This window comes from Mesorhizobium sp. M8A.F.Ca.ET.207.01.1.1 (assembly GCF_004794715.1).
Taxonomy (GTDB): domain Bacteria; phylum Pseudomonadota; class Alphaproteobacteria; order Rhizobiales; family Rhizobiaceae; genus Mesorhizobium.
Genome location: NZ_SRUS01000006.1, coordinates 22,800 through 48,434, shown reverse-complemented (window position 1 = coordinate 48,434; position 25,635 = coordinate 22,800). Strand labels below are relative to the sequence as shown.

Here is a 25,635-nt window from a genome sequence, read left to right as displayed (position 1 = left end):
TCATGACGAGCTTGACGACATCGCTTCGTCTGCTGACCTCGGCGCTGGCGATGTCGCTTGCGATGGTTCCGGCGTGGGCTGAGCAGTCCGCGCCGGTCCTGACCCTCGAACTCAATGCAGCGCAGCCTTCCGACAAGGGCTGCCGCCTGACCTTCCTGGTCAGCAACAATCTCGGCGCCGACCTCATCAAGGCGGCGTTCGAGATCGCCCTGTTCAACGAGGCCGGTATCGTCGACCGGCTGACCGTGCTCGACTTCAAGGACCTGCCGGCCGGCAAGGCCAAGGTGACGCGCTTTGACCTGGCCGGCACTGACTGCACCAAGGTCAGCCGCGTGCTGATCAACAGCGCCACGGAATGCGCCGGCACGGGCGTCGAGCCGGCCGCCTGCATGCGCAAGCTGAAGACGGACACCAGAACCGGCATCGCTTTCGGAGTCTGAGGGCGGCGGTGGGACTGGAACTCGACTTGGCACGACATATGGTGGCCCGGCCCCTGGCCGGCCTTCCGCTGTTTGAGCCAGTCCATCTTGATTTGACAATGACGCCTGGGCCGCTGCATTTTCCGCCGCGCGACATGCAGGAAATCAGTCCCCTCCGCGACGCCGGCGACGAGTTGGCCATCGTGCCGGCCGAGCCGCTTGCCCAGACACGGCCGCCGGCCGGCAACGGCAAGTGGGCAACGGCGATCGCCATCTCCGGCCTGCTCCATGCCGCGGTAGCGGCGGCTTTTCTGGTCTCACCTGCCGGCACGCTTGTTTCCAGGGAGACGGAGCAATCGGAAGGCGGCGATCACACAGGCGACAAGGTAGCCGGCAGTGCGCTGGACAAGGACCCGACGGCAATGAATGTCACGTTGGTGCCGAGCCAGCCGCCGGCCACCCCCCCTCAGGCAAAGGCAGCCAGGCCGGCGCCGCCGACGGAACCTTCGCGGCCCGCGCCGGAAGCTGTGACACAGGATCGCGAGCCCGCCCGGGACGCCGCGAAGCAGGCTTCGGAGCCCTCGCAGGAACCGGCCAAACAGCCAATGGTGACACCCGACATACTGGTGACGGCAAAACCCCGCCCGGACGACCAGAGCGTGGCCGCCAGGAACGAAACGCAGGCGCAGCCGAGCGCCCAGGCCGAAACCGTCGAGATGCCTGTCGCCGCTCCCGATCACCCGCCGACCCCCTATGCAAGGCCGACTCCGGCGGCCGCGCCTGCGACAGCTGCAGCGGCGGATGAACGGAGCGGTACGGCCGACGGCCAGGATCGGCCGGCGCAAGCGGCCAGCATGGGCAAGAGGCAGAAAGAGGCCGGCAGCGCCGCGGAAGACAGCTACCGCGGCGACGTCTTTCGAAAGCTCGGCAGAGTCAATCGAACTCTCCCGCCTTCGCTGCAACTGGCCGCGCGAAACAATGCGGTTGTGGCATTCGCCATAGGCAAGAAGGGCAACATAGATCAGTTGCGTATTCTGGAAAGCTCGGGATCGAAGACTTTCGATGAGGCCGCGCTTGGCATCGTGCGCAAGGCTGCTCCCTTCCCTCCAATTCCGCCACAGGCCGCGAATCCGGGTTTGGAATTCGAGGTCGGGATCGGCCCGTTTTAAGATGTGAGCAGCACAAGCGTTGCGGCGCCAACCATCAACATCCGCAGGAAAGGGACCCCATGTATATCGCCATGAACCGCTTCAAGGTGCAGACCGGCTCCGAGGCCGATTTCGAAGCCGTGTGGAAGAACCGCGATTCCAGCCTTGCCGAGATGAAAGGCTTCCGCGAATTCCATCTGTTGCGCGGCCCGGCCAACGAGACCGAAGGCTACACGTTGTTTGCCTCGCATACGGTCTGGGCGAGCCACGCCGACTTCGTCGCCTGGACCAAATCGGAGAACTTTCGCGCCGCCCACCGCAATGTCGGCACGACAAAGGTCCATTATCTCGGCCACCCGCAATTCGAGGGTTTTTCCGTCGTCGAAGGCGCGTAAGTACCGACTAATCTATGCGGCGGCCAACAGGCTGGCATTGCCGCCGGCCGCCGTGGTGTCGACGCAGACGGCCCGCTCATGCGCATAGGCCGCGGGATTGAGAACCTCGCTGACCAGCGGCACGATCGGCCCGCTGCGCTCGGCGATGACCTTGCGCACGATGCGCGCCGCCTCGGGCGTGCCTGAAAAAGCAACGACATCGACGCGCAGCGAGCGCGCCTCGACCGGATCGGGGCGGCCATCGATGGCCGCCAACGGCAGGCCTTTGCCGGTCAGCGCCGACAGTGCCGCCGGGGCACCTGGCGCCACGGCCAGCACTGCATTGCCGGCGGCGAGCGCCTGGATGGTCTGCGCCAGCAGCGTGTCGGCGTCCGGCCCCAGGCACAGCACCCGGCCGCGCGGCGACAGTGACAGCGTGTTGGCCTCGCCGGTCGGGCCGGGCAAATCGACCTGACCGAAATCGATTGCAGCGGCGGCACCGATCGCCGCCGCGCCCTTGCCGCGCAGATGTTTCCTCAGGATGGCGATCCGGTCCGGCCGCGTCGACCAGCCGCCCAGCGACGGATCGGGCAGATTGTCGGCCAGTTCGGTGGCGGTGACCTTGTGCCCGTCGGCCAGGTGCGTGCCAGCTTCCGGCCCCTTGCGGAAGCGCCTGAGATAATGCGGGCCGCCGGCCTTCGGCCCGGTGCCGGAGAGGCCCTCGCCGCCGAACGGTTGCGAACCGACCACGGCGCCGATCTGGTTGCGGTTGACATAGATGTTGCCGGCATGAATGCCGTCGACGAAATGCTGGACGCGGCCCTCGATGCGGGTGTGCAGGCCGAAGGTTAGGCCATAGCCCTTGCGGTTGATGGCGGCGATGACGCTGTCGATCTGGTCGGCGTCGAAACTGGCAACATGCAGCACAGGCCCGAACACCTCGCGCTCCATGTCCTCGATACCCTTGACCCGCAAGACATGCGGCGCGACGAAACGCCCATCCTTGGGGGCCTCGAGCTTGGCGATCAGCCGGCCCTCAAGACCCTTCTTCGTGCAATAGTCGCGGATCGAGGCCTGCGCCTCGTCATCGATGACCGGGCCGACATCGGTCGAGATCAGCCAGGGATCGCCGATATTGAGCGCCTCCATGGCGCCTTTCAGCATCTCCAGCATCTTCTTCTCGACGTCCTTCTGCACATAGAGCACGCGCAGCGCCGAGCAGCGCTGGCCCGCACTCTGGAAGGCCGACGCCAGGATATCGCGCACCGCCTGTTCGGGCAGCGCTGTGGAATCGACGATCATGGCGTTGAGACCACCGGTCTCGGCGATCAGCATGGCGTCCGGCACGGCGGTCTCGGCCAGTTGTTTCTCGATCAGCTTGGCGACTTCGGTCGAGCCGGTGAAGCAGACGCCGGCAATGCGCGGATCCGCTGTCAACGGGCCGCCCACCGATGGGCCGTCGCCGGGCAGGAGTTGGATGACGTCTTCCGGCACGCCAGCCTCGCGGAGCATCTCGACAGCGCGGAATGCGATCAGCGGCGTCTGCTCGGCCGGCTTGGCGATCACCGAGTTGCCGGTGACGAGTGCCGCCGCGATCTGGCCGGTGAAGATGGCGAGCGGGAAATTCCATGGCGAGATGCAGACAATGGCGCCGCGCGCTTGCGTGCCCGCCTCGGCGTTTGCCGCCTCGGCGGCGTAGTAGCGTAGGAAGTCGACGGCCTCGCGCACCTCGGCGACGCCGTCGGCCAACGACTTGCCAGCTTCGCGGGTGGCGAGCGCGAAGAACTCGACCGCATTGGCCTCGTAAAGGTCGGCCGCCCGGTTGAGGATCGCGGCACGCTCGGCAACCGGCCGTTTTGCCCAGGCCGGCTGCGCCTCGACAGCGATGCGCACCGCGGTCGCAACCTGCTTGGCGGCGGCCTCGTGAACCGTGCCGACGACCTCGGAAGGCTTTGCCGGATTGACGATCGGACGCTGCTTGCCGTAGCCGGCGGCGCGCGTGATCGGCTTGGCGTGCCAGCGATCCGGCCCGGCAAAAGCCGCTTTGGCCTTGTCGATATCAGCCAGCGTCACCGTATCCGTAATGTCGAATCCTTTCGAGTTGCGGCGCCCGATCCCAAAGATCTGGGATGGCCTGGCAATCGCCGGATTGGCGGCGGGACCCTGGCTTTCGACCGTTTCCAGCGGATCACGCGCGATGTCTTCCGGCTCGACGTCCTCGTCGGTCAATTGGTGCACGAAGGAGGAATTGGCGCCGTTCTCAAGCAGTCGACGGACCAGATAGGCAAGCAGGTCCGAATGCGCGCCGACGGGAGCGTAAATGCGGCAACGCGTGCCCTCCGACCGGCGCACGGTTTCGTGCAAGGCCTCGCCCATCCCATGCAGGCGCTGGAATTCGAAGGTGTCGCGGTTATCAGCCATCGACAAAATGGCGGCGACGGTGTGGGCATTGTGGGTGGCGAATTGCGGATAGATCCGGTCGGTCATGCCAAGCAGTTTTCTCGCGCACGCGATGTAGGAAACGTCGGTGTTGGCCTTGCGCGTGAACACGGGATAGCCTGACAGTCCGAGCGTCTGCGCCCGCTTGATCTCGGTGTCCCAATAGGCGCCCTTGACCAGCCGAACCATGATGTTGCGATTGTACTTTTTCGCCAGTGCATAGAGCCAGTCGATGGTGAAAGCCGCGCGCTGACCGTAGGCCTGCACGACGACGCCGAACCCGTTCCAGCCGGCGAGCTCCGGCTCGGCCAGCACCCGTTCGATGACGTCAAGCGACAGGTCGAGACGATCGGCCTCCTCGGCATCGATGTTGAGGCCCATGCGCGAATGCCTGGCCGCGAGTGCCAGCGACAGCAGCCGCTCAGCCATCACAGGCAGCATTTCCTCCTTCTGCGCCACCTCGTAGCGCGGATGCAACGCTGAGAGCTTGACCGAGATTCCATGGTTGAAGCGGATATCGGGACCGTTGGAGCCGGCATCGAGCGAGGAAATGGCGTCGGCATAGGCCTTGTGATAGCGCAACGCATCCGCCTCGGTGCGGGCCGCCTCGCCAAGCATGTCGAAGGAATAGAGATAACCCTTCTGCGTCATCGGCCGGCCGCGCTTGACGGCCTCGGCGATGGTGCGACCCAGCACGAACTGTTCGCCCATCTCGCGCATGGCGGCGGCCACCGCCTTGCGGATGACCGGCTCGCCCAGCCTGCGCACCATCGAACGCAGCGTACCTTCGATGCCGCCCTCGCCTTCATCGAGCACGCGGCCGGTCAGCATCAGCGCCCAGGTCGAGGCGTTGACGAAGATCGAACTCGAACCGCCCGAATGCGCCGACCAGTCGTGCGGCGCGATCTTGTCGGCGATGAGGTCGTCCATCGTCTCGGTGTCGGGCACGCGCAGCAGCGCCTCGGCCAGGCACATCAGCGCTACGCCTTCCTTGGTGGACAGACCGTAGGCGGAGAGGAAGACTTCCATCAGCCGGGGATCGGTGGAGCCCCGCACCGCCCGCACCAGGTCGGCCGCGCGGGCCGAGATCGCCTTGCGGTCTCCGGCCGAAAGCCCGGTCGCCTCGGCCAGTCGCTTTACGGCCTCGTCTTCGTCGGGCAAATAGTTGGCGCGGATCTGCTGGCGGATGGCGTCGAGCGGCATGGCGGTCCTATGAGCAAGCACAAGGGAGCGGACCGGCGGTCACCGGACCGAATGGCGCAAGCTAGCACAAGTCACAGATCTCAGGCGGTCTGAAAAAATCGACAGGCCAGTGCAATTGACCTATCATGCCGCCGAAAATTGCTCATTCAGGCTTCGGTTTCGATGACAGAAGACCAATTGGACCGCATCGACAGGAACATCCTGTCGGCACTCGCCGGCAATGGCCGGCTTTCCATGTCGGAACTGGCGGCCAAGGTCGGCCTGTCGAAGACACCGGTGCAGGCGCGGGTGAAGCGGCTGGAGAGGGATGGCTACATCAGGGGCTACCAGGCGATCATCGACCGCGAGCGCATGGGTGAAGGCCATGTCGCCTTCGTCCAGGTGAAACTGTCGGACACTCGATCCGCGGCGCTCGATGCCTTCAACCGGTCCGTACAGGCCGTGCCGGAGATCGAGCAGTGCCACATGATGGCGTCGAGCTTCGATTATCTCCTGAAGGTCCGCACCCGCGACATCGCCGCCTACCGGCGCGTGCTCGGCGAGCGCATCTCGGCCCTGCCCCACGTCGCCCAGACCTCGACCTTCGTGGCGATGGAGACGGTGAAGGACCGATGACCATGATCCCGAAAAGTGGAAGCTGGTTTTCGGACAAGGTCATGGTCAAACAGAAGGGCTATTCCGACAGCGTCTTCAGGAACGCCACCAGTGCGGCGCGCTCGCGGTCCGACAACTCCAGCGGGTGGACTTCGGATACCCCTTCGACGCTCGGCGCAGCCTTGGCATAGTGAGCCACCACCTCGTCGAGCGATGAAAACTGCCCGGCATGCATGTAGGGCGGCCGTGTCGCAGCACCGCGCAGCGACGGCGTCTTGTAGGCGCGCACCAGTTCCGGCGCATCCTTGACCATGAAGCGCAGCTCGCCGCAGGCATTGGCCTCGCCATCGCGATAAGCGCCGAAGCAGTTGAACGGGTCGGCCTCGACCTGCGCCACCGCCTCGACCCGCCCGCGATCCGCCGGCAGGCCGGCAACTGGCGGCACGCCCGTATTGTGAAAACCGTTGTCGGTGAAACGCGGGCCATTGTGGCAGGTCACGCAATTGGCCTTGCCGATGAACAGTTTCAGCCCAAGGATTTCTTCCCGCGAAAAGGCCACATCGCCTTTCGGCTCGGCGCCTGTGGCAAGGTCCAGCGCAAAGCGGTCGAATCGCGTCGACGGCGGCTCGATCGAGCGTTCGAAAGCGGCAATCGCCTTGCCTATATTGGCATAGACGCTGTTGATGGCGTCACGCTGCGCGCCGCTCATCGCGTTCCAGGCGGCTTTTTCGGTATCGCTTCCAAGCGGGCTGGCATTCAACGGAACGCCGGAAAAATCGGGCAATGGCCCGAAGATGCGCTCATAGCGTTCGCCAAAGCGCGCCTTCATGTAATGCGCGTAGGCGGTGCGGTTTCCCGCCTGTTCCAGCGGGTTTTCGAGCGGCGTCAGCGCCTGCGCCCACAGGCTGTCGCGACGTCCGTCCCAGAAGAACCAGGGGTCACGCGCCACACCGGCCAGCGGCATGGTGCGCCGGTTGGTGCGGCCGACACCCACCGCCTGCGGCAGGTCGTCCTGGAATTGGCGGTCGATCTTGTGGCAGGTCGAGCAGGACACGGTGCCGTCGCGGCTCATCCCAACATCGAAGAACAGCGTCGAGCCGAGCGCCGCGGCGGCCGGCACATCGGCGAAGCGGTTGGTGGTGTCAGGCTTCAGCGCCGGCAGCGTATTCAGCGCGAGCGAAGCAATCGTCTTCTTCTCGGCATCGGAAAAATCCGGCTTGCCGCAACCGCCAAGGAGCACGGCCACCGTCAGCGCCAAAAAGCAGAAAAGGCGCCTCATCGACCGCTCACAGCACCACGTTGAACAGCACAGTGTCGGAGCCCGCGCCGGACGATATGGCGAAACGCAGCTGCCACCAGCCGCTCATGGTGAATTTGAGCCCCTCGATGCGGTAGCGGCCCTCGCCGAGATAGTCGGTCGCCTGCGGACTGGTCGGCAGACCGTGTTTGTGCTGCGGCATCCCGCCAGAGATGGCGATCGCGGCTCGCTCCACCGAAGCCCCTGTCTTTGTCTTCAGCGTCAGCACCCAGGATTCCAGCTCGCCCTGCCGCACCACGCCGCGTTCCGGCACGAAACTCGCTACGTACAATCCGTTGTCGGTTTTCTTCGTCCTCGAGACATCCGGACCGACAGGCTGTGCCGAATGCGGCGCGGTCAGATAGACGACCGCGAGAACGCCGACCAGCAAAGCAGCCAGACCAAGACCTGCCAGGAGATAACGCCATAACGATGCCAAACCGGTTCCTCTTCTGCGGATAACGTTCTGCCGGACGGATCGCATCCCGCCAGCCTGTGGGAAAACGCTGTGGCGGAAAAAAGCCTGCTTGCCAAGCATGGCGCTGCGTCCGGCAAAAAGCTACAGCACGCAAATCACTGGAGGATCCCAGATGGTGGGAAACGGCGTCGCCTCGATTGGCGAATGCATGCTGGAACTGTCGGGCCAGACGGGCCCAAACTGGCGCATGGGTTTTGCCGGCGACACGTTCAACACGCTGTGGGCGTTGCATGCGCTGAGCGCTGACCTGCCGGCAACCTATGTCTCGGCCTTCGGCGACGACCCCTTCTCCCAAGGCCAGATCGCTTTCTTCGCTGAAAACGGCATCGGCATCGGCTCCAGTCCGGTCATACCGGGCGCGCGCCCCGGCCTCTATGCGATCACGCTGACCGGTGCCGAGCGCTCCTTCACCTACTGGCGTGGCGACGCCGCCGCGCGGCAGCTAGCTTCGGATCCGGCGGCACTATCGAAAAGCATGCAAAATCAATCGCTTGTGTACTTTTCCGGAATCACTTTGGCAATTCTCGACGATGCCTCGCGCAAGACGCTGCTGGAGGCCGTGGGCAAGGCGCGCGCGGCGGGCTCGACGATCGCCTTCGATCCCAACTACCGGCCACGACTGTGGCGCGGCCGCGACGAAGCGCAGGCAGCGATCGTCGAAGCGCTTGCCGTCACCGACATCGCGCTGCCGACCTTCCCTGACGAGCAGATGCTGTTCGGCGATGACACCCCGCGGGCGACCGCCGAGCGGCTCAGGCAATGGGTTGGCGAAGTTGTCGTCAAGAATGGCGAGCAGCCGGCACTGATTGCCGAAAACGGATCATTGCAGGACGTGCCTGCGATCCATGTCGCGGCCCCCGCCGACACCACCGGCGCCGGCGATTCCTTCAATGGCGGCTATCTCGCCGCCCGTCTTGCCGGCCACAACCCGCAGGAGGCCGCCCGCAGAGCCCATCGCGTTGCCGCTGCCGTCGTGCAGGTCCGCGGCGCGCTGGCACCGTTCGAGACGCTGAGGGCGGCGTTCGGCAAGCCCTGAAAAAGCTAACCTTGCCGGAACCGGTATTCGGTCACGTGGTGATAGATCGCGCCAGGCCATAGCGTCGCCTGCGGGAAATAGGGCCGGTTCGGCGCGTCAGGCCATATTTGCGGCTCCAGGCAGAAGCCGCTGAAGGCCTTGTAATTCCGCCCTTCCAGGCCGGTGCGTGGCGTCACATATTGCCCGGTGTAGAGCTGGACACCGGGCTCCGTTGTCCAGACTTCCATCTCGACGCCGGAATTCGCCCCTTGCACCCACGCGGCCTGCTTGAGCGGCCCGCGCGCCGCGGCCAGGCAGAAATTCTGGTCGTAGGGCAGTTGTTCGCCCTCGGTCTCCATGCGCAATGGCCGCGCCTGGCGAAAATCGAAAGGCGTGCCGTCGACCGGCTTCACCACGCCGGTCGGGATCATGTCGCCGTCGACAGGCAGATAGGCACCGGCGTTCAGCATCATCCTGTGGTCGAGAATGTCGCCCGTGCCGCCATCATCGAGGTTGAAATAGGAATGCTGGGTGAGATTGCACGGCGTCGGCTCCTCGCAGGTCGCCGTCAGTTCGACGCTCAGCGTGCCGGGAATTTTCAGCCGGTAGGTGCAAGTAACGTCGAGCGCGCCGGGAAAGCCCATCGCACCGTCGGGATCATGCAGCGTCAGAGTGACGAAATCCCTGCCGTGCAGCGAAACTGTCCATGGTCGGTGGGAGTAGCCTTGCGAGCCGCCATGCAGCGTATGCTTGTCGAGGAAGTTGCGCTCGGTCTGGTAGCGGTTGCCGCCAATTGTGAAGCGGCCTTCGCCGATGCGGTTGGCGTAGCGCCCGACCACGGCCCCGAAGAAGCCAGTGTCGGTCTCATAGGCCTCCAGATTGTTGTAGCCGAGGACCAGCGGCGCGTCGTGCCCGGTCAGGCGCAGGTCCTGGACGATGGCGCCAAGCCCGATGATGTTGGCGGTGAGGCCGCCGCCCCTGATCGTAAAGCGGCGGATCGGTTCGCCTGCCTGTGTCGTGCCGAAAACCTCGCCGTCCTTCATCGTCATGCCCGCAAATGCCAGTGGATCCAAAGGACTTCGGCTGGTTGTTCAGCCTGGGGCAGGTTTACCAGCCTGCCCCACGCACTAGCCTATCAGAGCCCGAGGCCGCCGATGCACACATATTTGGTATCGAGGTAATCCTCGATGCCCTGATGTCCGCCTTCTTTGCCGAGGCCCGATTCCTTGACGCCGCCAAACGGTGCTTCAGGTGTGGTGATCAGCCCTTCATTGACGCCGACCATGCCGTATTTCAGGCCTTCCATGACCCGGAAGGCGCGGCCGAGATCGCCGGTGTAGAAATAGCAGGCAAGGCCGAATTCGGTGTCGTTGGCGAGCGCGATGGCTTCTTCCTCGGTTTCGAACTTGAACACCGGTGCGACCGGGCCAAAGATCTCTTCCTTCATGAAGCGCATTTTCGGCGTCGCATTGGCGATGACCGTCGGCTGGAAGAACGAACCGCCCAGTGCATGGCGATGACCGCCGGCGACGACCTTGCCGCCCTTTGAGGTGGCATCGGCGATCAGTTCCTCGACCTTCTCGACCGCCTTCTCGTCGATCAGCGGCCCCTGCTGGACGCCCTCTTCGAGGCCGGAACCGACCTTCAGTCCGTTGCTGGCCGCGGCGAGCTTTTCGACGAACTTGTCGTACACACCAGCCTGGACGAGGAAGCGGTTGGTGCAGACGCAGGTCTGGCCTGAATTGCGATATTTGGCGGTGATCGCGCCGGCAACGGCACGCTCGATATCGGCGTCGTCGAAGACGATGAACGGCGCGTTGCCGCCGAGTTCCATCGACACCTTCTTGACCGTGACCGACGACTTCTGGATGAGAAGCTTGCCGACCTCCGTCGAGCCGGTGAAGGTGATTTTCGACACCAGCGGATTGGCGCAGATCTCGTCGCCGATCTCGCTCGCCGAACCGGTCAGGATGTTGACGACGCCCTTGGGGAAGCCGACTTCCTCGGCCAGCGCACCCCAGGCAAGGCCGGAATACGGCGTCTGCGAGGCCGGCTTGACGACGGCGGTGCAGCCGGCTGCAAGTGCGGGACCAAGTTTGCGGGCCAGCATCGAGGACGGGAAATTCCACGGCGTGATGGCGGCAATGACACCGACCGGTTCCTTGGTCACCAGGATGCGGCGGTCCGCCCATGGCGACGGCACGACGTCGCCATAGGTGCGGCGACCTTCTTCGGCGAACCAGAGGATGTAGGCGGCAGCCGAACCGATCTCGCCCTTGGATTCGAACAGCGACTTGCCCTGCTCAATGGTGAGCAGTTCGGCCAGCACGTCCTGATTGTCCATCATCGCGTCATGCAGCTTGCGCAGCAGCTTGGAGCGCTCGAGCGCGGTGGTCTTGCGCCATGACTTGAAGGCGGCGTCGGCAGCCTCGATGGCACGGCGTGTCTCGGCCTTGCCCGACTTCGGCACGGTGCCGATCTTGAGGCCGGTAGCTGGATTGTTCACATCGACCGTCTGGCCGCTGTCGGCCTGGACCCATTCGCCGTTGATGAGATTGGCCTGGCGCATGAAATGGCTGGTTTTCTGAAGCATGGTCTAGCCTCCGTTCGGCGCTCACGGGCCGCTATCTGGATGTCTTAGGTAAAGCGCAGGCAGGGCCGCACGCTGGAGCCATTGCTCTTAACCTAGGGAAAGCCCCGCAAGCAATCGCAAGATGGCATATAGGGGTTGGACCAGCGCAAGACGAGAGCGGGTTGGCGCAGCTGTCGCCAACCTCACCCGAAAACATGCAGGACAACCGTCAGCCAGAAAGCAGTAGTGATGACCGCGCAAGCAGTGGCGATGGTCATCTGGTTCGATGCTAGCGCCTGGCCGGTGTTGAACTGGACGGCGATGAGATAGGAATTGATGCCCGACGGCAGCGCCGCCACCACGACCGCCACCTTGGCCGTCAACGGCGGCAGGCCGAGCAGCCAGACGAAGGCAAGAACCAGCGCCGGCATCAGGAACAGCTTCAGCACCGAAAGTACCAGCGCTGGCCGGACATTGCCTGATATGCCGAAGCGGCGCAGGCTGAGCCCCATGGCAAACAGCGCCACCGGCCCGGCCGTGTTGGCCAGCGCATCGACCAGTCGCATGACGAGGGCCGGCAGCGGCACGCCGCTGATGCGCCATGCCAGCCCCAGCAGGATGCCGATGATCAGCGGATTGATGAACAGCCGTCTCAGGAAGCTGCGCAGGACCCGTAGCGGATGCACATGTTCGCCGCTGCCTCGGCCGAACATCTCGAACAGCACGATCGAGGCCATCATCATGATCGGCAGATGCACCGAGACCAGCAGCGACAGAACTTCGAAGCCGCTCGGACCGAATATGCCAAGGATGAAGGGAGCGCCGAGCAGCACGACATTGGAGTAGGCGGACGATACGCCGCCGACGACCCCGGCGCGCGCGTCGCGTCCGAATATCCGCGTGGTGACGAGATGGCCCGCCGCCCAGGTGATCGCCGCGGCGGTGAAATAGGCGCCCCATAGTGGCCATGGCGCGACGCCATGGAAATCAGCGTTGACCATGGTCTGGAACAGGAGCAGCGGCATGGCCACCGAGACCGCGAAGTCGGATATCCCCTCGCCGCTCGCCGGTCTCAAATAGCCTGTGAACCCAGCGAGATAGCCGAGCGCGACAAGACTGAAGACGAATAGGACGGTTTCGGTGAGTGGAGACATTTTTCAGGGATAGGCGAGCCACGGCCGCGGCGCAATCGCGCCCGAATTTGATCATCGTTGGCTGGCAGGGTTATAGAGGGTTTGGATCATCAGGGCGGAACGACAAATGACCTTTGTCGACACCTCGAAACTGCGTCTTTTCCGGCGTGCGCGGGTGACGTTGTTTGTCGCCATGCTTGTCTCCGTTGCCGCGTCGATGCTTCAGGCTGCCGAGGCAAAAGACCTCAAGGGCGTGGCGCTGATCATCGGCCAGTCGCAATACGAGCACATCGCCGCCCTCCCCAATCCAGCCAACGACGCCCGCGACATGGCCAAGATGCTGACCGACCTCGGCTTCGACGCCCGCAACGTCAGCGATCGCGATGCCGCCAAGCTCAAGCGCGACCTCGAGCGTTTCACGGAAGATGCCGAGGGTGCCGACGTCGCCCTCATCTATTATTCCGGTCACGGCATCGAGGCCGGTGGCGAGAATTATCTGGTTCCGGTCGACGCCGACGTCTCGTCACTCAAGGATGCCGATCAGGAACTGGTGCCGATTTCCGCCGTCATGGACGAACTGAAGAAGACCGTGCCGGTGACGATCATGCTGCTCGACGCCTGCCGCACCAATCCGTTTCCATCGGACGCCGTGGTGCGGCGCGCACCCACCGCCTCCGCCGAGCCTATCGGCGCCGGGGGACTGGAGCCGGTGCGCGGCGCAAAGGCCCTCGGCAACGCGCCGGCGGCCGACGCGAGCCTCGGCACGGTGATCGGCTTCGCCGCGGAACCCGGCCGTCCGGCGCTCGATGGCGCCGCTGGCGAAAACAGCCCCTATGCGGCGGCCCTGCTGCGCCACCTCGCGGCGATGAAAGGCACCGAGTTCGGCTCGGTCATGCGCATGGTAACGGAAGAGGTCTATCTCGACACCAAGGCGAAGCAGCGCCCCTGGGTCAACGAAAGCCTGCGCCGGCTGCTCTATTTCGGTGTCGCACCGCCCGAACCGACCGGCGACGACGGGCTGATCACCGGCGAGCGGCGGCAGTTGCTGCTGACCATTTCCGACCTGCCCGACCCCAAGCGGGCACAGGTGGAGCTGGCATCGCTGCAGGAAGGCGTCCCGCTCGACGCGCTTTACGGCGTGCTGAGGGCGCTCGGCACGGAGAAAATCCCTGAAGATCCGGCCGACCTGCGAAAAGTGCTCGATGCCCAGGCCGAGCGTCTGAAGAAGATGATGTCCGAGCGCGCGGCGTTGCGCACCGACGATCCGGAGATCAAACGCCTGGTCGCTTCCGCCGACAAGGCCATCGGCCAAGGCGCGATCGCCACGGCGCGAAAATTCCTCGATGATGCCGTGGGGCGGGTCGAAGCGACCAACGACGCGGTCGACCAGGCTGAGGAATTGATCAAGCAGAAGCGCATCGCGGATGCCGCGATCTACGCCAAGCGGGCCGACGCCTCGGCGCTGGTCTTCGACTACAAGTCGGCCGCCAACGACTATGCCAAGGCGTTCTCGCTGGCCGAGAAATGGGACGACAAGCTGCGCTGGAACTACAAGAACCAGGAGGCGGAAGCACTTAATTCCTATGGCTACGCCACCGGCGACCTGGATGCGCTGCGGCACGCGATCGAAGCTTATCGCGCCATCTTGAACTTCATTCCCAATGGCGAACAGAATCGCGACTGGGCCATCACCCGCAACAACATGGCGGTGGTGCTGCAGAACATCGGCGAGCGCGAGACCGAGACCGCGCATCTCGAAGAGGCCGCGCAGATCTTTCGCGATTCGCTTGCCGTGTTCGAACATGTGAAGGACGACCTCAACTGGGCCGCCGCCCAGAACAATCTCGGCAATGTGTTGTTGAAGATCGGCGAACGCGAGAGCGACCCGAAGCGCTTGAACGAGGCGGTGGCGGCGATGCGCGCCACGTTGGAGAAGCGCCCGCGCGACAAGGTGCCCCTCGACTGGGCGTCCTCGCAGAACAATCTTGGCCTCGCGCTCTATGCGCTCTCCGAACGCGAACCCGGCGGCGAACATCTGGCCCAGGCGGAAGCGGCCTACCGGCTGGCGCTCGAGGAATATACGCGCCAGAAAACGCCGGTCGAATGGGCGATGGTCGAGAACAATCTCGGCAACACGCTTGTGACCCTCGGCATCCAGCTCAACGACAAGGCCAGGATCAACGAGGCCGCCGACGCCTTTCGCGCCGCGCTCGAAGTGCGAACCCGCGACACATTCCCCGTCTCATGGGCCACCAGCCGGCTCAACCTCGGCAATGCGCTGAGTGGTGTTGCCCGTTTCGACATGGGCACCGGCACGCTCGAAGAAGCGGCGGCAGCCTATGACGATGCGCTGACTGTGTTCACCAGGCAACGCTTCCCGATGGATTGGGCGTCGGCGCAGAACAATCTCGGCTCGATCTACCAGACGCTTGGCCAGCGCACCCGCGACGCATCCAGGCTGGAGCAGTCGGTTGCCGCATTCCAGGCGGCCCGCCAGGTCTATGTCAGGCGGAAATTCCCGCTTGATTGGGCGATGAGCTACTACAATCTCGGCAACACGCTGCAGCTTCTCGGCGGCGTGACGGACAAGCCCGAATACTATGACGAGGCGGTCGACGCCTACCGCAACGCCTTGCGCGAATACAAGCGCGAGACCAACCCACGGCAATGGGCGCTGACCCAGGCCGGCCTCGGCTCGACGCTGCACTGGTTGAGCATGAGCAATGCCGGCCCCGCGACCTTGCGGGATTCGATCGCCGCGCGCCGTGCGGCGCTCGAAGTGCTGACCATCGAGACCGCGCCGGTCGACTGGGCGAACGCGCAGAACGGCATCGGCATGAGCCTGCTCAACCTCGGCAACATCGAACGGACCGGCAAATATCTCGACGAGGCCGAGGCGGCTTTCACGGCGACGCTGAAAGTGTTCACCAGGGAAAGTCAGCCCATGCAGTGGGCCTTCGAACAGAACAACCTTGGCGACATCCACTGGAACCGCGCCAGCTATGGCGGCGGCAAGCCGGAATATCTCAAGGCGATCGCGTTCTTCGAGAACGCCAAACAGGGCTTTACCGAAGCCGGCTACACAATCCCGATCCCGCTGACCGACCAGAAGATCGATTTGGTGAAGCAGCAGCTCGCCAAAAAGTGAGGCTTGAGACGCGACCGGCGCCCGGCTTGTCTTTGTGCCCGGTTTCCAATCCCTATATGCGAATGGTTGGAGCCCGATACGGACTCATGGAAGGGTGGCGATGATCCGGTTAGCCTTGGCGTTGTTCCTGCTTGTCGTCCCCGCCGCCGCGCACGCGACCGACGCCGGCTGGGCGCTGCTGCGCGATGGCGGCCATGTCGTGCTGCTGCGCCACGCCATGGTCACCGGCACCACCGACCCGGCCAATTTCGACATCGGCAATTGCGCCACCCAGGTCAATCTGTCGGCGCGCGGCAAGCAGCAGGCAAGCAAGATCGGCGCCCTGTTTGCCGCCCGCGCGGCTCCCATCGAGCGCATTCTGTCCAGCCGCTACTGTCGCTGCCTCGACACGGCGCGCACCGCCTTCGAGGCCGAGCCGGAACTGTTCGCACCGCTCGACCTCCTGAAGGGCGACGATGCACAGAAAGCAGCGCAGATCGCTGCCATCATGAAGGAAATCCGCGCTTATTCCGGCTCCGACAATCTGATCATGGTCACCCATCTGGAAGACATCGTGGCGCTGACCGGCATCTCGCCGCGCGAAGGCGAAGCCGTGGTGGTCGAACCGCAGGGCGACGGCCTTCGCGTCCTTGGCCGCGTCACCTTCTGAGGTCGCTGCGCCCGATCGCGGGGCGCGGCGACCAGTGTTGCCGAAATGCCACCGCTGAAAGAAGCCGCAAATTCGCCGCCACAATGTCGCTTGCGACAACCCGTCGCAGGGGCTATAGGCGCGCTCCCGGTCACGAGAACCGAAGTGAGCACAGCGGTTGGAGCTTTCGTCTCCGCCCGTGCAGGCGGCCTTGCCGCCCTGTATACGGCGCCGCTTTGGGGATTGGGATCGCGGATGTAGCTCAGAGGTAGAGCACCGGATTTGGGTCCGGAGGTCGCAGGTTCGAATCCTGCTGTCTGCACCACGGATAGCTCAGTTTGGTAGAGCATCAGATTTAGGTTCTGATTGTCGAAGGTTCGAATCCTTCTCCATTGGCCTGATAAGCCAGCACCCTGCCACGGTGTTATCTGAAAAACGGTCCGGGGACTGGAATGCTGAAGACTTGACGGACGGCCGAAGCCTTCGGGCCAAGGCCGGATCGAAAGGTCCGATGCCATCGGCTCGCGGCCAGGCTCGCGGTGATGGTCAAGGCGCAGCGTCGCCGGCAAAGGAGGCCAAGGCCTCCGGCGCCCGCTTCGCTGCCTCGCGATCCGCTCCCGAGGGCCCGCCACGGATTGATGCCACCGGTCTCCGGATCATTCGTGCCGGAATTGGAAGTGAAACGAGAAACGAAGGGAAGATCGACGCATGACGTGACGCCTCGCATGGGGCCATGCCCGACAGGAGTAAGACAATGACTATTCTCGATCAGGTTCTTGGGCGCGATCGCGTCCTCGTAAAGGAAAATGAGCGTGCCCTCACTCTCTACAAGGGAGAGATCAAGGCTGTCCTGCTGCCGGGTGAGCACTGGCTCGCCAACCGGCGCGGCAGCCTTGAAGTCTCGCGGCACGATCTGAGGAACCCGGAATTCGTTTCGGCGTACGAGAAGGCGTTGTTCGACAAGCTCCCGGACGTGGCCGCGCGTCATTTCACCGTCGTCCGCACCGGGCGCACGGAGGTCGCCGTCATCGAGCGCGACGGCAATTTGCACAGCGTGCTGGCGCCGGACCGCAAGCTGGTGCTGTGGACCGATGCCGGACCGTGGAAGGTGACGATGGTCGACACCTCGGCCGATCTTGCCATCGATTCGGCGGTCATGCGCCGGCTCGGCCAGGCTCGGAAGGCGGAATTGATGTCCGTCCATCCGGTTCTGGATGGTCAGGCCGGGCTGCTGTTCGTCGACGGTGTCCTCATTCGGACGCTTGCCGCCGGCGTGCACGGCTTCTGGAACGTCGGACGGATGGTGCAGATCAAGGTCGTCGACCTCAAGCGCCAGTCGCTCGACGTCGCCGGGCAGGAAGTGCTGACCAGGGATCGCGTCACGATCCGCGTCAACATCGCGGCCGAATACCGGGTCGTCGATCCGGTCAAGGCGGTGAGCGCGGTGAAGGACTTCTGCGAGGCCCTCTACCGAGCCCTGCAGTACGCCTTCCGCAAGACGCTGGGCGCACTGACGCTTGACCAGATCCTTGAAAAGAAGGTGACGGTCGATGAGGAAGCCGCGGCCAAGGTCCGGGCCGACATGGCCGAGATCGGGGTCGAGGTCAGCGATATCGCGCTCAAGGATGTCATCCTGCCGGGCGAGATGCGCGAAATCCTCAACCAGGTGGTTTCGGCCGAAAAGCAGGCCGAGGCCAACGTCATCCGCCGCCGTGAGGAGACGAACGCCACGCGTTCCCTGCTCAACACGGCCAAGGTGATGGCAGAGAACCCGGTGATGCTGCGGCTGAAGGAGCTCGAGGCCCTGGAAGCCATCGCCGGCAAGGTCGAGCGGCTGACCGTCCACAACGGGACGGGCGGGCTGTTGAACGACCTGGTCAAGCTTCGCGAGAGCTGATGCATGTCCCCAAGTGGTTCCGGTTTTGGGATGACGACATGCATCGAACCAAGCATTGACCTTACGTCAATGGGAAGGGCCGCCGGGTTGACCGGCGGCCCTTCTTGCCTTTTCAACGCGCCCTCCCCATCTGCGCCCGGCTTATCAGGCCTTTTCCTGCCGGGAAAAACCGATTAGACAGCGCCCAAACAAGCTGCGGACAGATTCCGCCCGCAAAGAAGGAAAAGCCCTTGTCCACCACGAACTCCACCACGTTCGACAAAGTCGCCAAGATCATTGCCGACACCAGCGAGATCGATATCGACACCATCACGCCCGAGAGCCACACGATCGACGATCTCGGCATCGACAGCCTCGACTTCCTCGATATCGTCTTCGCCATCGACAAGGAATTCGGCATCAAGGTGCCGCTGGAAAAGTGGACCCAGGAAGTCAATGACGGCAGGGCCTCGACCGATGACTACTTCGTCATGAAGAACCTGTGCGCCAAGATCGACGCGCTGGTTGCCGCCAAGACTGCCTGACATCGGCCGGCGCGTGGCCTTGACGGGCCGCGCCGCCTGACCCACAAAGCCGCTCATGAGCAGCCCCCACGACGTCGTCATCACTGGTATCGGCATTGTCTCCTCCTTGGGAGAAGGCCCTGACGCACACTGGCAGAAGCTCGCGCAGCCGGGCTTGCAGCCGGTGCTCGAAGCCGCGCGGTTCGCGCCCTATACCGTCCATCCGCTGCCGGAGATCGACTGGAACCTGCAGATCGCCAAGCGCGGCGATCAGCGGCAGATGGAAACATGGCAGCGGCTCGGCACCTATGCCGCAGGCCTGGCGTTGGACGATGCCGGCATCAAGGGCAATGACGAGCTCTGCACGACCATGGACATGGTTGTGGCTGCCGGCGGCGGCGAGCGCGACGAGGCGGTCGATGCCGCCATCCTCGCCGCTTCGGAAAGCCGCAACGACCGCGACGTGCTTCTCAACGAGAAGCTGACCACCGAGTTGCGGCCGACCTTGTTTCTGGCCCAGCTCTCCAACCTGCTCGCCGGCAACATCTCCATTGTCCACAAGGTGACCGGCTCGTCGCGCACCTTCATGGGCGAGGAAGGCGCCGGCGTCGCCGCCGTCGAAACGGCCGCCGCGCGAATCCGCTCCGGCCAGTCGACGCACATCCTGGTCGGCGGCGCCTTCCAGACCGAACATTCCGACATGCTGCTAGGTTACGAGCTTGCCGGCTATTTGCATCGCGGCCCCTGGAAACCTGTGTGGCAAAGACAGGGTGCCGAGGGCGGCGGCATCGTCACTGGATCCGGCGGTGCCTTCCTGGTGCTGGAGCAGCGCGAACACGCCGTGAGCCGCGGGCGCAAGATCTATGCGGAGCTCGGACCGGTGGTTTCCGGCCGCGCCAGGCGCTCACGCGGTGAGCTCGGCGCCGAGATCGCAGCACTACTCAGCCAGGCTGCGCTGCCGGACGGCAAGCTGCTTGCCCTGTCGGGTGCCTCGGGCGCGCATGCCGCAACCACCGCCGAGAAAACGGCGCTCGATGCCAATCCTGCGATTGCCACGCGCGGCTTCTCGACGCTGACCGGGCATATGAAGGAAGCGCAGTTTCCGTTCGCCGTGGCGCTGGCGGCACTCGCCGTCGACCGCAAGGCCGCCTACCCTGTTTTCGATGCCGCAGCCGAGAAGCCGTTCGAAGGCGTTCCCGCGACCGTCCTTGCAACGGCGATCGGCTATCACCAATTCGAGGGCATGGCGCTGGTCAACGCCGCGTAACGCGGCGCTGCGCGATCCATGCTGCAACGATAAACGCTCGAGGGCTCCAGATGGCCAATCTGAACGATCACATGGGCAGGCCAATTGTCGCCGTCACCGGCATCGGCGTGGTCACCTCGCTTGGTGTCGGCAAATCAGACAATTGGGCGGCGTTGACATCAGGCAAGTCGGGTATTCACCCGATCACCCGCTTTCCCATCGATCAACTGAACACCCGCATCTCCGGCATGGTCGATTTCCTGCCGTCGAGTTCGAAAGGTGCCAGCCCGCTCACCTATGAGCTAGCCGAGCTTGCCGGCCTCGAAGCGGTGACTGAAGCCGGTCTTAATTCCAGCGATTTCGGCGGACCGCTCTTCCTCGCATCGCCGCCGGTCGAACTCGACTGGGCCGAGCGCTTCTCGCTCTACAATTCCGACAAGGACAAGGACGACACCGCCGCCGAAAGACTGCTTCGGGTGGCGCGTAGCTTGAAAGAGCTGGATATTTTCGAGACCACCCAGTTCGGCTCGATCGCCGACCGCCTTGCCGACCGCCTTGGCACACGCGGTCTGCCGATCACCCTGTCGACGGCTTGCGCTTCGGGAGCGACCGCGATCCAGCTCGGTGTCGAGGCGATCCGGCGCGGCGAATGCGACCGTGCGCTATCGATCGGCGCTGACGGTTCTGCCACCGCCGAGGCTTTGATCCGTTTCTCATTGCTCTCGGCGCTCTCCACGCACAACGACATTCCCGAAAAGGCATCGAAGCCCTTCTCCAGGGATCGCGACGGCTTCGTGTTGGCCGAGGGATCCGGGGCGCTGGTGTTGGAATCGCTTGAAGCGGCATTGGCTCGCGGCGCGACTATTCTCGGAGTCCTGGGCGGTTGCGGCGAGAAGGCCGACGACTTTCACCGCACCCGCTCGAAGCCGGACGCTTCGCCGGCCATTGCCGCGGTTCGCGCCGCCCTCGCCGATGCGGGCCTGAGTGAAGACGAGATCGACTATGTCAACGCTCACGGCACGTCGACCCCCGAGAACGACAAGATGGAGCATCTGGCGCTGTCGACCGTGTTCGGAGAGCGGATTGGCTCGATGCCGGTCTCGTCGAACAAGTCGATGATCGGTCACACGCTGTCGGCTGCGGGCGCGGTCGAAGCGGCGTTTTCGCTGATGACGATGCGCGAAAGCGTCATCCCGCCGACCATCAACTATGACAATCCCGACCCTGCGATCGCGCTCGACGTCGTGCCGAACAAGAAGCGCGATGCGCAGGTTCGCACCGTTCTGTCGAACTCCTTCGGCTTCGGCGGCCAGAACACTTGCCTTGTCATGGCGCGGGAACCGGTCTAAGCGAGCCCTTTCCGCTTAACAGAACCGACAGGCTCCATGCGCGCACTGCAACTTATCGAGGACCGCCGCCTTGAAACGGTGGACCTGCCGCCACCACCGCCACCCGCGCTCGGCGAAGTCACGCTGCGCATCAGGGCAGTGGCGCTGAACCACATCGACGTCTGGGGCTGGCGCGGCATGGCCTTCGCCAAGCGCAAGCTGCCGCTGGTCGTCGGCGCCGAGGCTTCCGGCGAGGTCGAGGCGGTCGGCCCCGGCGTTTCCAGCCTGCTGCCCGGGCAATTGGTATCGATCTACGGCGCACGCACCTGCGGCCTGTGCCGGGCCTGCCGCGAAGGCCGCGACAATCTTTGCGAGCATGTTTCGGGCGTTCACGGCTTCCATCTCGACGGCTTCGCGCAGGAGAAGATCAACCTGCCGGCGCGCCTGCTGGTCCCCGCCCCGCCCGGCGTGACCGACATTGGCGCGGCGGTAGCGCCCGTCACCTTTGGTACGGTCGAGCACATGCTGTTCGACAACGCCAGGCTGCAGCCCGGCGAGACGATCCTTGTCCATGCCGGCGGATCCGGCATCGGCTCGGCGGCGATCCAGTTGGCCAAGCGGATGGGCTGCACGATCATCACCACGGTCGGTTCGAATGACAAGATCGACAGGGCCAAGGCGCTCGGCGCCGACCATGTCATCAACTACCGCGACGACCGCTTCGAGGGCGTCGTGCGCAAGCTGACCAGGAAGAAAGGCGTCGATGTCGTGTTCGAACATGTCGGCGCCGACACCTTTGCCGGCTCGATGCTGTGCCTGAAACGCGGCGGCCGCCTGGTGACCTGCGGCTCGACCTCGGGCGTGTCGACGCAGATCAACCTGATGCAGCTTTTCCAGCAGCAGTTGAAACTGCTCGGATCCTTCGGTTGCCGCATGGAGAACATGGCCAACGCCATGCAGAAGATGGCGGCGGGACAGGTCGCGCCGGTCATCGACACCGAGGTCGGCTTCGACGATATCGATGCCGCGCTGAAGCGCATGGAAGGCCGCGACGTCTTCGGCAAGATCATCCTGCGCGTCGCCTAGAGCCTCGATTTCCGTGCTCAAGAAGCTTCGCCGGGATCTGAAATTTCGCTATGGCAGGCAACTGCGCCAGGTGAATTACTGGCTTGTCGCGCGGGCCGCGATGATCATCATGTCGCTGCTGCGCCTGCTGCCGGTGGACAGCGCGCTGAATTTTGCCGACCGCGTCGCTCGCCTCATCGGTCCGAGGGTCGGACGCCACCAGGTCGCCCTCGACAATCTGCGCAAGGCCTATCCGGAAAAGAGTGATGGCGAAATCCAGGCCATCGCCTCCGACATGTGGGGCAACATGGCCCGCCTTGCCGCCGAATACATCTTCCTCGACGCCCTGTTCGACTATGATCCCGCCGCCGGCAAGCCCGGCCGCGTCGAGGTCAAGGGAACGGAGCATTTCGTCGAGATCGCGGCCGAGAAGCAGCCGCACATCGTCTTCACCGGCCATCTCGGCAATTTCGAGCTGCTGCCGGTGGCGGCCGCGACCTTCGGCATGAACATCACGGCGCTGTTTCGCCCGCCCAACAACCCCTACCTCGCCGACTACATCCTTTCGACAAGGCGCTCGACCATGGGCGGCTTGCTGCCGTCGATGGCCGGAGCCTCGTTCGCGCTGGCCGGGGTGTTGGAGAATGGCGGCAATATCGGCGTTCTCGTCGACCAGAAATTCTCCAACGGCCTGGACACGACCTTCTTCGGCCGTCCCTGCCAGAGCAACCGCGTGCTCGGCACCCTTGCCCGTCACTATGACTGCGATGTCTACCCGGCGCGCTGCGTCAGGTTGCCGGGCAACCGCTTCCGGCTCGAGATCGAGGACAAGCTGGTCTTGCCGCGCACCGCCGACGGCAGCGTCGACGTCCACGCCACCACCCAGATGTTGAACGACGTCGTCGAGCGCTGGGTCCGCGAGGACCCCGGCCAGTGGATGTGGTTCCACAAAAGGTGGGAGATCAGCAACTGGCGGCGAAAAAAGCGCACCAAGGTGGCTCCCGTCGCAAACGCCTGAGCGAGCCGCCGGCGGGAACGTGAGTTCCTCCGCCGACAGACAAAGCCAATATCAGCGAATCGCCAACCGCCTAGTTCGTGACGACAATGCGCGTATTGCCGAATCCGACTTCGCGCACCATCGAATAGAAGGCCGCGGCATTGGCCGTATGCAGCCTTACGCAGCCATGCGAAGCTGGGCGGCCGAGTTGCCTGACGGCGCCTGTTCCATGGATGGCATAACCACCATGGAAGAACACGGAATAAGGCATCGGCGACATTTCGTACTTGCGCGAATACCACATCCGCGCCGTGCGCTGCGGCCGGTAGGTGCCGCGTGGCGTGAAATAGCCCGGACGGGCGGTCGACACGGCCCACCGATAGACCGAATCACCATAGCGGACCGTCATTGTCTGCGACGACACGTCGATATTCGCCACCAACGTGGCCGCCTCGCTCGCGACCGATGCGCCAAACAGCGCGACGGCCAGCACCGTTGCCTTAAGGAACGACATTTTCATGCGATCAAACCCCTTTGATTGCCCCTTGCCTGCCCGCCATCACGTTATTTTTCACCTTTTTAATGGCAGTGAACAGATAGCACACACTCCTTGACCAATTCGCCAATCCAATGCAGCGAATTTGAACGATTTCCCGCGATAGTTGCCGCCAGGACACGTTGCACCGATTTGGTCGACGGGCTTGCAAAACCGTGGGGTTCGCTGCTCAACTCGTGGCATGAACGAGAGACTCCTCAAGGCAATCGACAGCAAGCGCGACGAGTTGGTGGCGCTGACCGCCGACCTGATCCGCTTTCCGACCATCAATCCACCCGGCGAAGCCTACAGGCCATGCGCCGACTATATTGGTGCGCGGCTAAGGAAACGCGGCTTCGAAACCGAGTTCATCCGCGCCGAAGGCACGCCCGGCGACACCGATCGCTATCCGCGCGTCAATGTCGTTGCTCGTTTCGATGGCCGGTCACCGGGCGCCTGCGTCCACTTCAATTCGCATATCGACGTGGTCGAGGCCGGCGAAGGCTGGACGGTGGATCCCTTTGCCGGCGTCATCAAGGACGGCAAGGTCTATGGCCGAGGCGCCTGCGACATGAAGGGCGGCCTGGCTGCCTCCATCATCGCCGTCGAGGCTTTCATGGAAGTCTTCCCCGACTTTCCCGGTGCCATCGAGATCTCGGGCACGGTCGACGAGGAGTCCGGCGGCTTTGGTGGCGTCGCCCATCTCGCCGGGCTCGGCTATTTCTCGAAGCCCAGGGTCGACCACGTCATCATCCCCGAGCCCTTGAACAAGGACCGCATCTGCCTTGGCCATCGCGGCGTCTGGTGGGCGGAGATCGAGACCAAGGGCGAGATCGCGCACGGCTCGATGCCGTTTCTCGGCGACAATGCGGTGCGCCATATGGGCGCCGTCCTCAGGGCATTCGAGGACGAATTGTTCCCCGCACTCGACCGCAAGATCACGCGCATGCCGGTAGTACCGGAGGGCGCCAGGCGCTCGACCATGAACATCAACTCCATCCATGGCGGCCAGACCGAGGATTTCCGGCCCGGCCTGCCCTCGCCCAACGTGCCCGATTCCTGTCGTTTGACCATCGACCGCCGCTTCCTGCTCGAGGAGGATCTCGCCACGGTCAAAAGCGAAGTGACCGGCATTCTCGACCGGCTGAAGCGGGAGCGCAAAAAATTCGACTACGAGATACGCGACCTGATGGAAGTGCTGCCGCTGATGACCGAGCGCGACGCGCCCGTGGTCAAGGCGGTGGCGCAAGGCATTCATGCCATCTTCGACCGCGAGCCCGACTATGTCATATCCCCCGGCACCTACGATCAGAAGCATATTGCCCGCATCGGCCACATCTATGACTGCATCGCCTACGGACCCGGCATTCTCGACCTCGCCCACCGGCCGGACGAATGGGTCGGCATATCGGACATGGTGGAATCGGCCAAGGTGATGGCGATCGGACTCAACGTGCTGCTGCGTGGCACCGCCACGGGATAACCCTCCATCGCGACAAGCTTCGACCTTCCTACACGGCTGGCACGGCAAAAACATTCTCGGCCATCCTGCCTGACAGCACGAAACGCAATTTACTCCCGCGCGAAATCACGCTTCTATCGCCCGGTTTGAGCAC

Annotated in this window: 21 protein-coding genes and 2 tRNA genes; 16 read left to right on the top strand and 7 right to left on the bottom strand. The window is 64.0% G+C overall.

The genetic code is table 11. The annotated features are described in order from the left end of the window. The first annotated feature begins 2 nt into the window (after positions 1-2). The 3 genes from EN850_RS18565 to EN850_RS18555 all read left to right on the top strand — a co-directional run bounded on the left by EN850_RS18565 (position 3) and on the right by EN850_RS18555 (position 1,962). A complete protein-coding gene (locus tag EN850_RS18565) occupies positions 3-440 on the top strand; it encodes a hypothetical protein (RefSeq protein WP_136091987.1) in 438 nt (145 codons plus the stop codon). Between the two features lie 98 nt (positions 441-538). After that, the gene (locus tag EN850_RS18560; protein ID WP_246689249.1) at positions 539-1,588 is read left to right on the top strand and encodes a TonB family protein; all 1,050 of its coding nucleotides are present in this window, start codon (positions 539-541) and stop codon (positions 1,586-1,588) included. A 59-nt stretch (positions 1,589-1,647) separates the two neighbouring features. Further along, complete coding sequence (locus tag EN850_RS18555; protein ID WP_127872698.1) at positions 1,648-1,962, top strand: antibiotic biosynthesis monooxygenase; 315 nt, start codon at positions 1,648-1,650, stop codon at positions 1,960-1,962. 12 nt (positions 1,963-1,974) lie between these two features. On the opposite strand, the gene putA is transcribed toward EN850_RS18555, so the two are convergent. After that, positions 1,975-5,583: a bifunctional proline dehydrogenase/L-glutamate gamma-semialdehyde dehydrogenase PutA gene (gene putA / locus EN850_RS18550; protein WP_136091986.1), complete on the bottom strand. Its 3,609-nt coding sequence runs from the start codon at positions 5,581-5,583 to the stop codon at positions 1,975-1,977. A gap of 162 nt (positions 5,584-5,745) precedes the next feature. Between putA and EN850_RS18545 the strand changes: the two genes are divergently transcribed. Then, on the top strand, positions 5,746-6,198 hold the full coding sequence (locus EN850_RS18545; protein WP_135880573.1) for an Lrp/AsnC ligand binding domain-containing protein: 453 nt from the start codon (positions 5,746-5,748) through the stop codon (positions 6,196-6,198). 58 nt (positions 6,199-6,256) lie between these two features. Here EN850_RS18545 and EN850_RS18540 read toward each other — a convergent pair whose 3' ends face one another. Together EN850_RS18540 and EN850_RS18535 are read right to left on the bottom strand one after the other, a co-directional pair. After that, a complete protein-coding gene (locus EN850_RS18540) occupies positions 6,257-7,456 on the bottom strand; it encodes a cytochrome-c peroxidase (RefSeq protein ID WP_136091985.1) in 1,200 nt (399 codons plus the stop codon). Between the two features lie 7 nt (positions 7,457-7,463). Then, on the bottom strand, positions 7,464-7,913 hold the full coding sequence (locus EN850_RS18535; RefSeq protein ID WP_136092177.1) for a FixH family protein: 450 nt from the start codon (positions 7,911-7,913) through the stop codon (positions 7,464-7,466). Positions 7,914-8,064: 151 nt separating this feature from the next. Between EN850_RS18535 and EN850_RS18530 the strand changes: the two genes are divergently transcribed. Further along, positions 8,065-8,988 carry a sugar kinase gene (locus EN850_RS18530; protein WP_136091984.1) on the top strand — a complete coding sequence of 308 codons (924 nt, stop codon included), beginning with the start codon at positions 8,065-8,067 and terminating at the stop codon, positions 8,986-8,988. A gap of 5 nt (positions 8,989-8,993) precedes the next feature. Here EN850_RS18530 and EN850_RS18525 read toward each other — a convergent pair whose 3' ends face one another. The 3 genes from EN850_RS18525 to EN850_RS18515 form a co-directional block, all read right to left on the bottom strand. Next, a complete protein-coding gene (locus EN850_RS18525) occupies positions 8,994-10,016 on the bottom strand; it encodes an aldose epimerase family protein (protein WP_127872702.1) in 1,023 nt (340 codons plus the stop codon). A gap of 86 nt (positions 10,017-10,102) precedes the next feature. Continuing rightward, positions 10,103-11,560: an NAD-dependent succinate-semialdehyde dehydrogenase gene (locus EN850_RS18520; protein WP_127280496.1), complete on the bottom strand. Its 1,458-nt coding sequence runs from the start codon at positions 11,558-11,560 to the stop codon at positions 10,103-10,105. 182 nt (positions 11,561-11,742) lie between these two features. Continuing rightward, positions 11,743-12,693, bottom strand: coding sequence for an AEC family transporter (locus tag EN850_RS18515; protein ID WP_127280495.1), 951 nt, complete (start codon positions 12,691-12,693; stop codon positions 11,743-11,745). A 106-nt stretch (positions 12,694-12,799) separates the two neighbouring features. Here EN850_RS18515 and EN850_RS18510 point away from each other — a divergent pair, with 106 nt between their 5' ends. The 10 genes from EN850_RS18510 to EN850_RS18465 all read left to right on the top strand — a co-directional run bounded on the left by EN850_RS18510 (position 12,800) and on the right by EN850_RS18465 (position 23,505). After that, positions 12,800-15,820 (top strand): caspase family protein, encoded by a 3,021-nt coding sequence (locus EN850_RS18510; RefSeq protein WP_136091983.1) that lies wholly within the window; start codon positions 12,800-12,802, stop codon positions 15,818-15,820. 100 nt (positions 15,821-15,920) lie between these two features. After that, the gene (locus EN850_RS18505) at positions 15,921-16,469 is read left to right on the top strand and encodes a histidine phosphatase family protein (RefSeq protein WP_127872704.1); all 549 of its coding nucleotides are present in this window, start codon (positions 15,921-15,923) and stop codon (positions 16,467-16,469) included. Positions 16,470-16,699: 230 nt separating this feature from the next. Next, positions 16,700-16,773 (top strand) — tRNA-OTHER (locus EN850_RS18500). Positions 16,774-16,775: 2 nt separating this feature from the next. Next, positions 16,776-16,844 (top strand) — tRNA-Leu (locus EN850_RS18495). Between the two features lie 358 nt (positions 16,845-17,202). Then, positions 17,203-18,345 carry a slipin family protein gene (locus EN850_RS18490; RefSeq protein WP_189591167.1) on the top strand — a complete coding sequence of 381 codons (1,143 nt, stop codon included), beginning with the start codon at positions 17,203-17,205 and terminating at the stop codon, positions 18,343-18,345. 230 nt (positions 18,346-18,575) lie between these two features. Then, a complete protein-coding gene (locus EN850_RS18485; RefSeq protein WP_135931944.1) occupies positions 18,576-18,869 on the top strand; it encodes an acyl carrier protein in 294 nt (97 codons plus the stop codon). 55 nt (positions 18,870-18,924) lie between these two features. Further along, positions 18,925-20,115: a beta-ketoacyl-ACP synthase gene (locus tag EN850_RS18480; protein ID WP_135931943.1), complete on the top strand. Its 1,191-nt coding sequence runs from the start codon at positions 18,925-18,927 to the stop codon at positions 20,113-20,115. A gap of 50 nt (positions 20,116-20,165) precedes the next feature. After that, a complete protein-coding gene (locus tag EN850_RS18475) occupies positions 20,166-21,443 on the top strand; it encodes a beta-ketoacyl-ACP synthase (protein ID WP_127279729.1) in 1,278 nt (425 codons plus the stop codon). Between the two features lie 36 nt (positions 21,444-21,479). Beyond that, entirely contained in the window at positions 21,480-22,508 is a 1,029-nt protein-coding gene (locus EN850_RS18470) for a zinc-binding dehydrogenase (RefSeq protein WP_127279730.1), read from the top strand. A 13-nt stretch (positions 22,509-22,521) separates the two neighbouring features. After that, positions 22,522-23,505 (top strand): lipid A biosynthesis lauroyl acyltransferase, encoded by a 984-nt coding sequence (locus EN850_RS18465; RefSeq protein ID WP_189343747.1) that lies wholly within the window; start codon positions 22,522-22,524, stop codon positions 23,503-23,505. Positions 23,506-23,575: 70 nt separating this feature from the next. On the opposite strand, the gene EN850_RS18460 is transcribed toward EN850_RS18465, so the two are convergent. After that, positions 23,576-24,004: a L,D-transpeptidase gene (locus EN850_RS18460; RefSeq protein WP_127278311.1), complete on the bottom strand. Its 429-nt coding sequence runs from the start codon at positions 24,002-24,004 to the stop codon at positions 23,576-23,578. Positions 24,005-24,221: 217 nt separating this feature from the next. Here EN850_RS18460 and EN850_RS18455 point away from each other — a divergent pair, with 217 nt between their 5' ends. After that, positions 24,222-25,502, top strand: a complete 1,281-nt coding sequence (locus EN850_RS18455; RefSeq protein ID WP_135915727.1) for an acetylornithine deacetylase/succinyl-diaminopimelate desuccinylase family protein — start codon at positions 24,222-24,224, stop codon at positions 25,500-25,502. Positions 25,503-25,635: the final 133 nt, after the last annotated feature.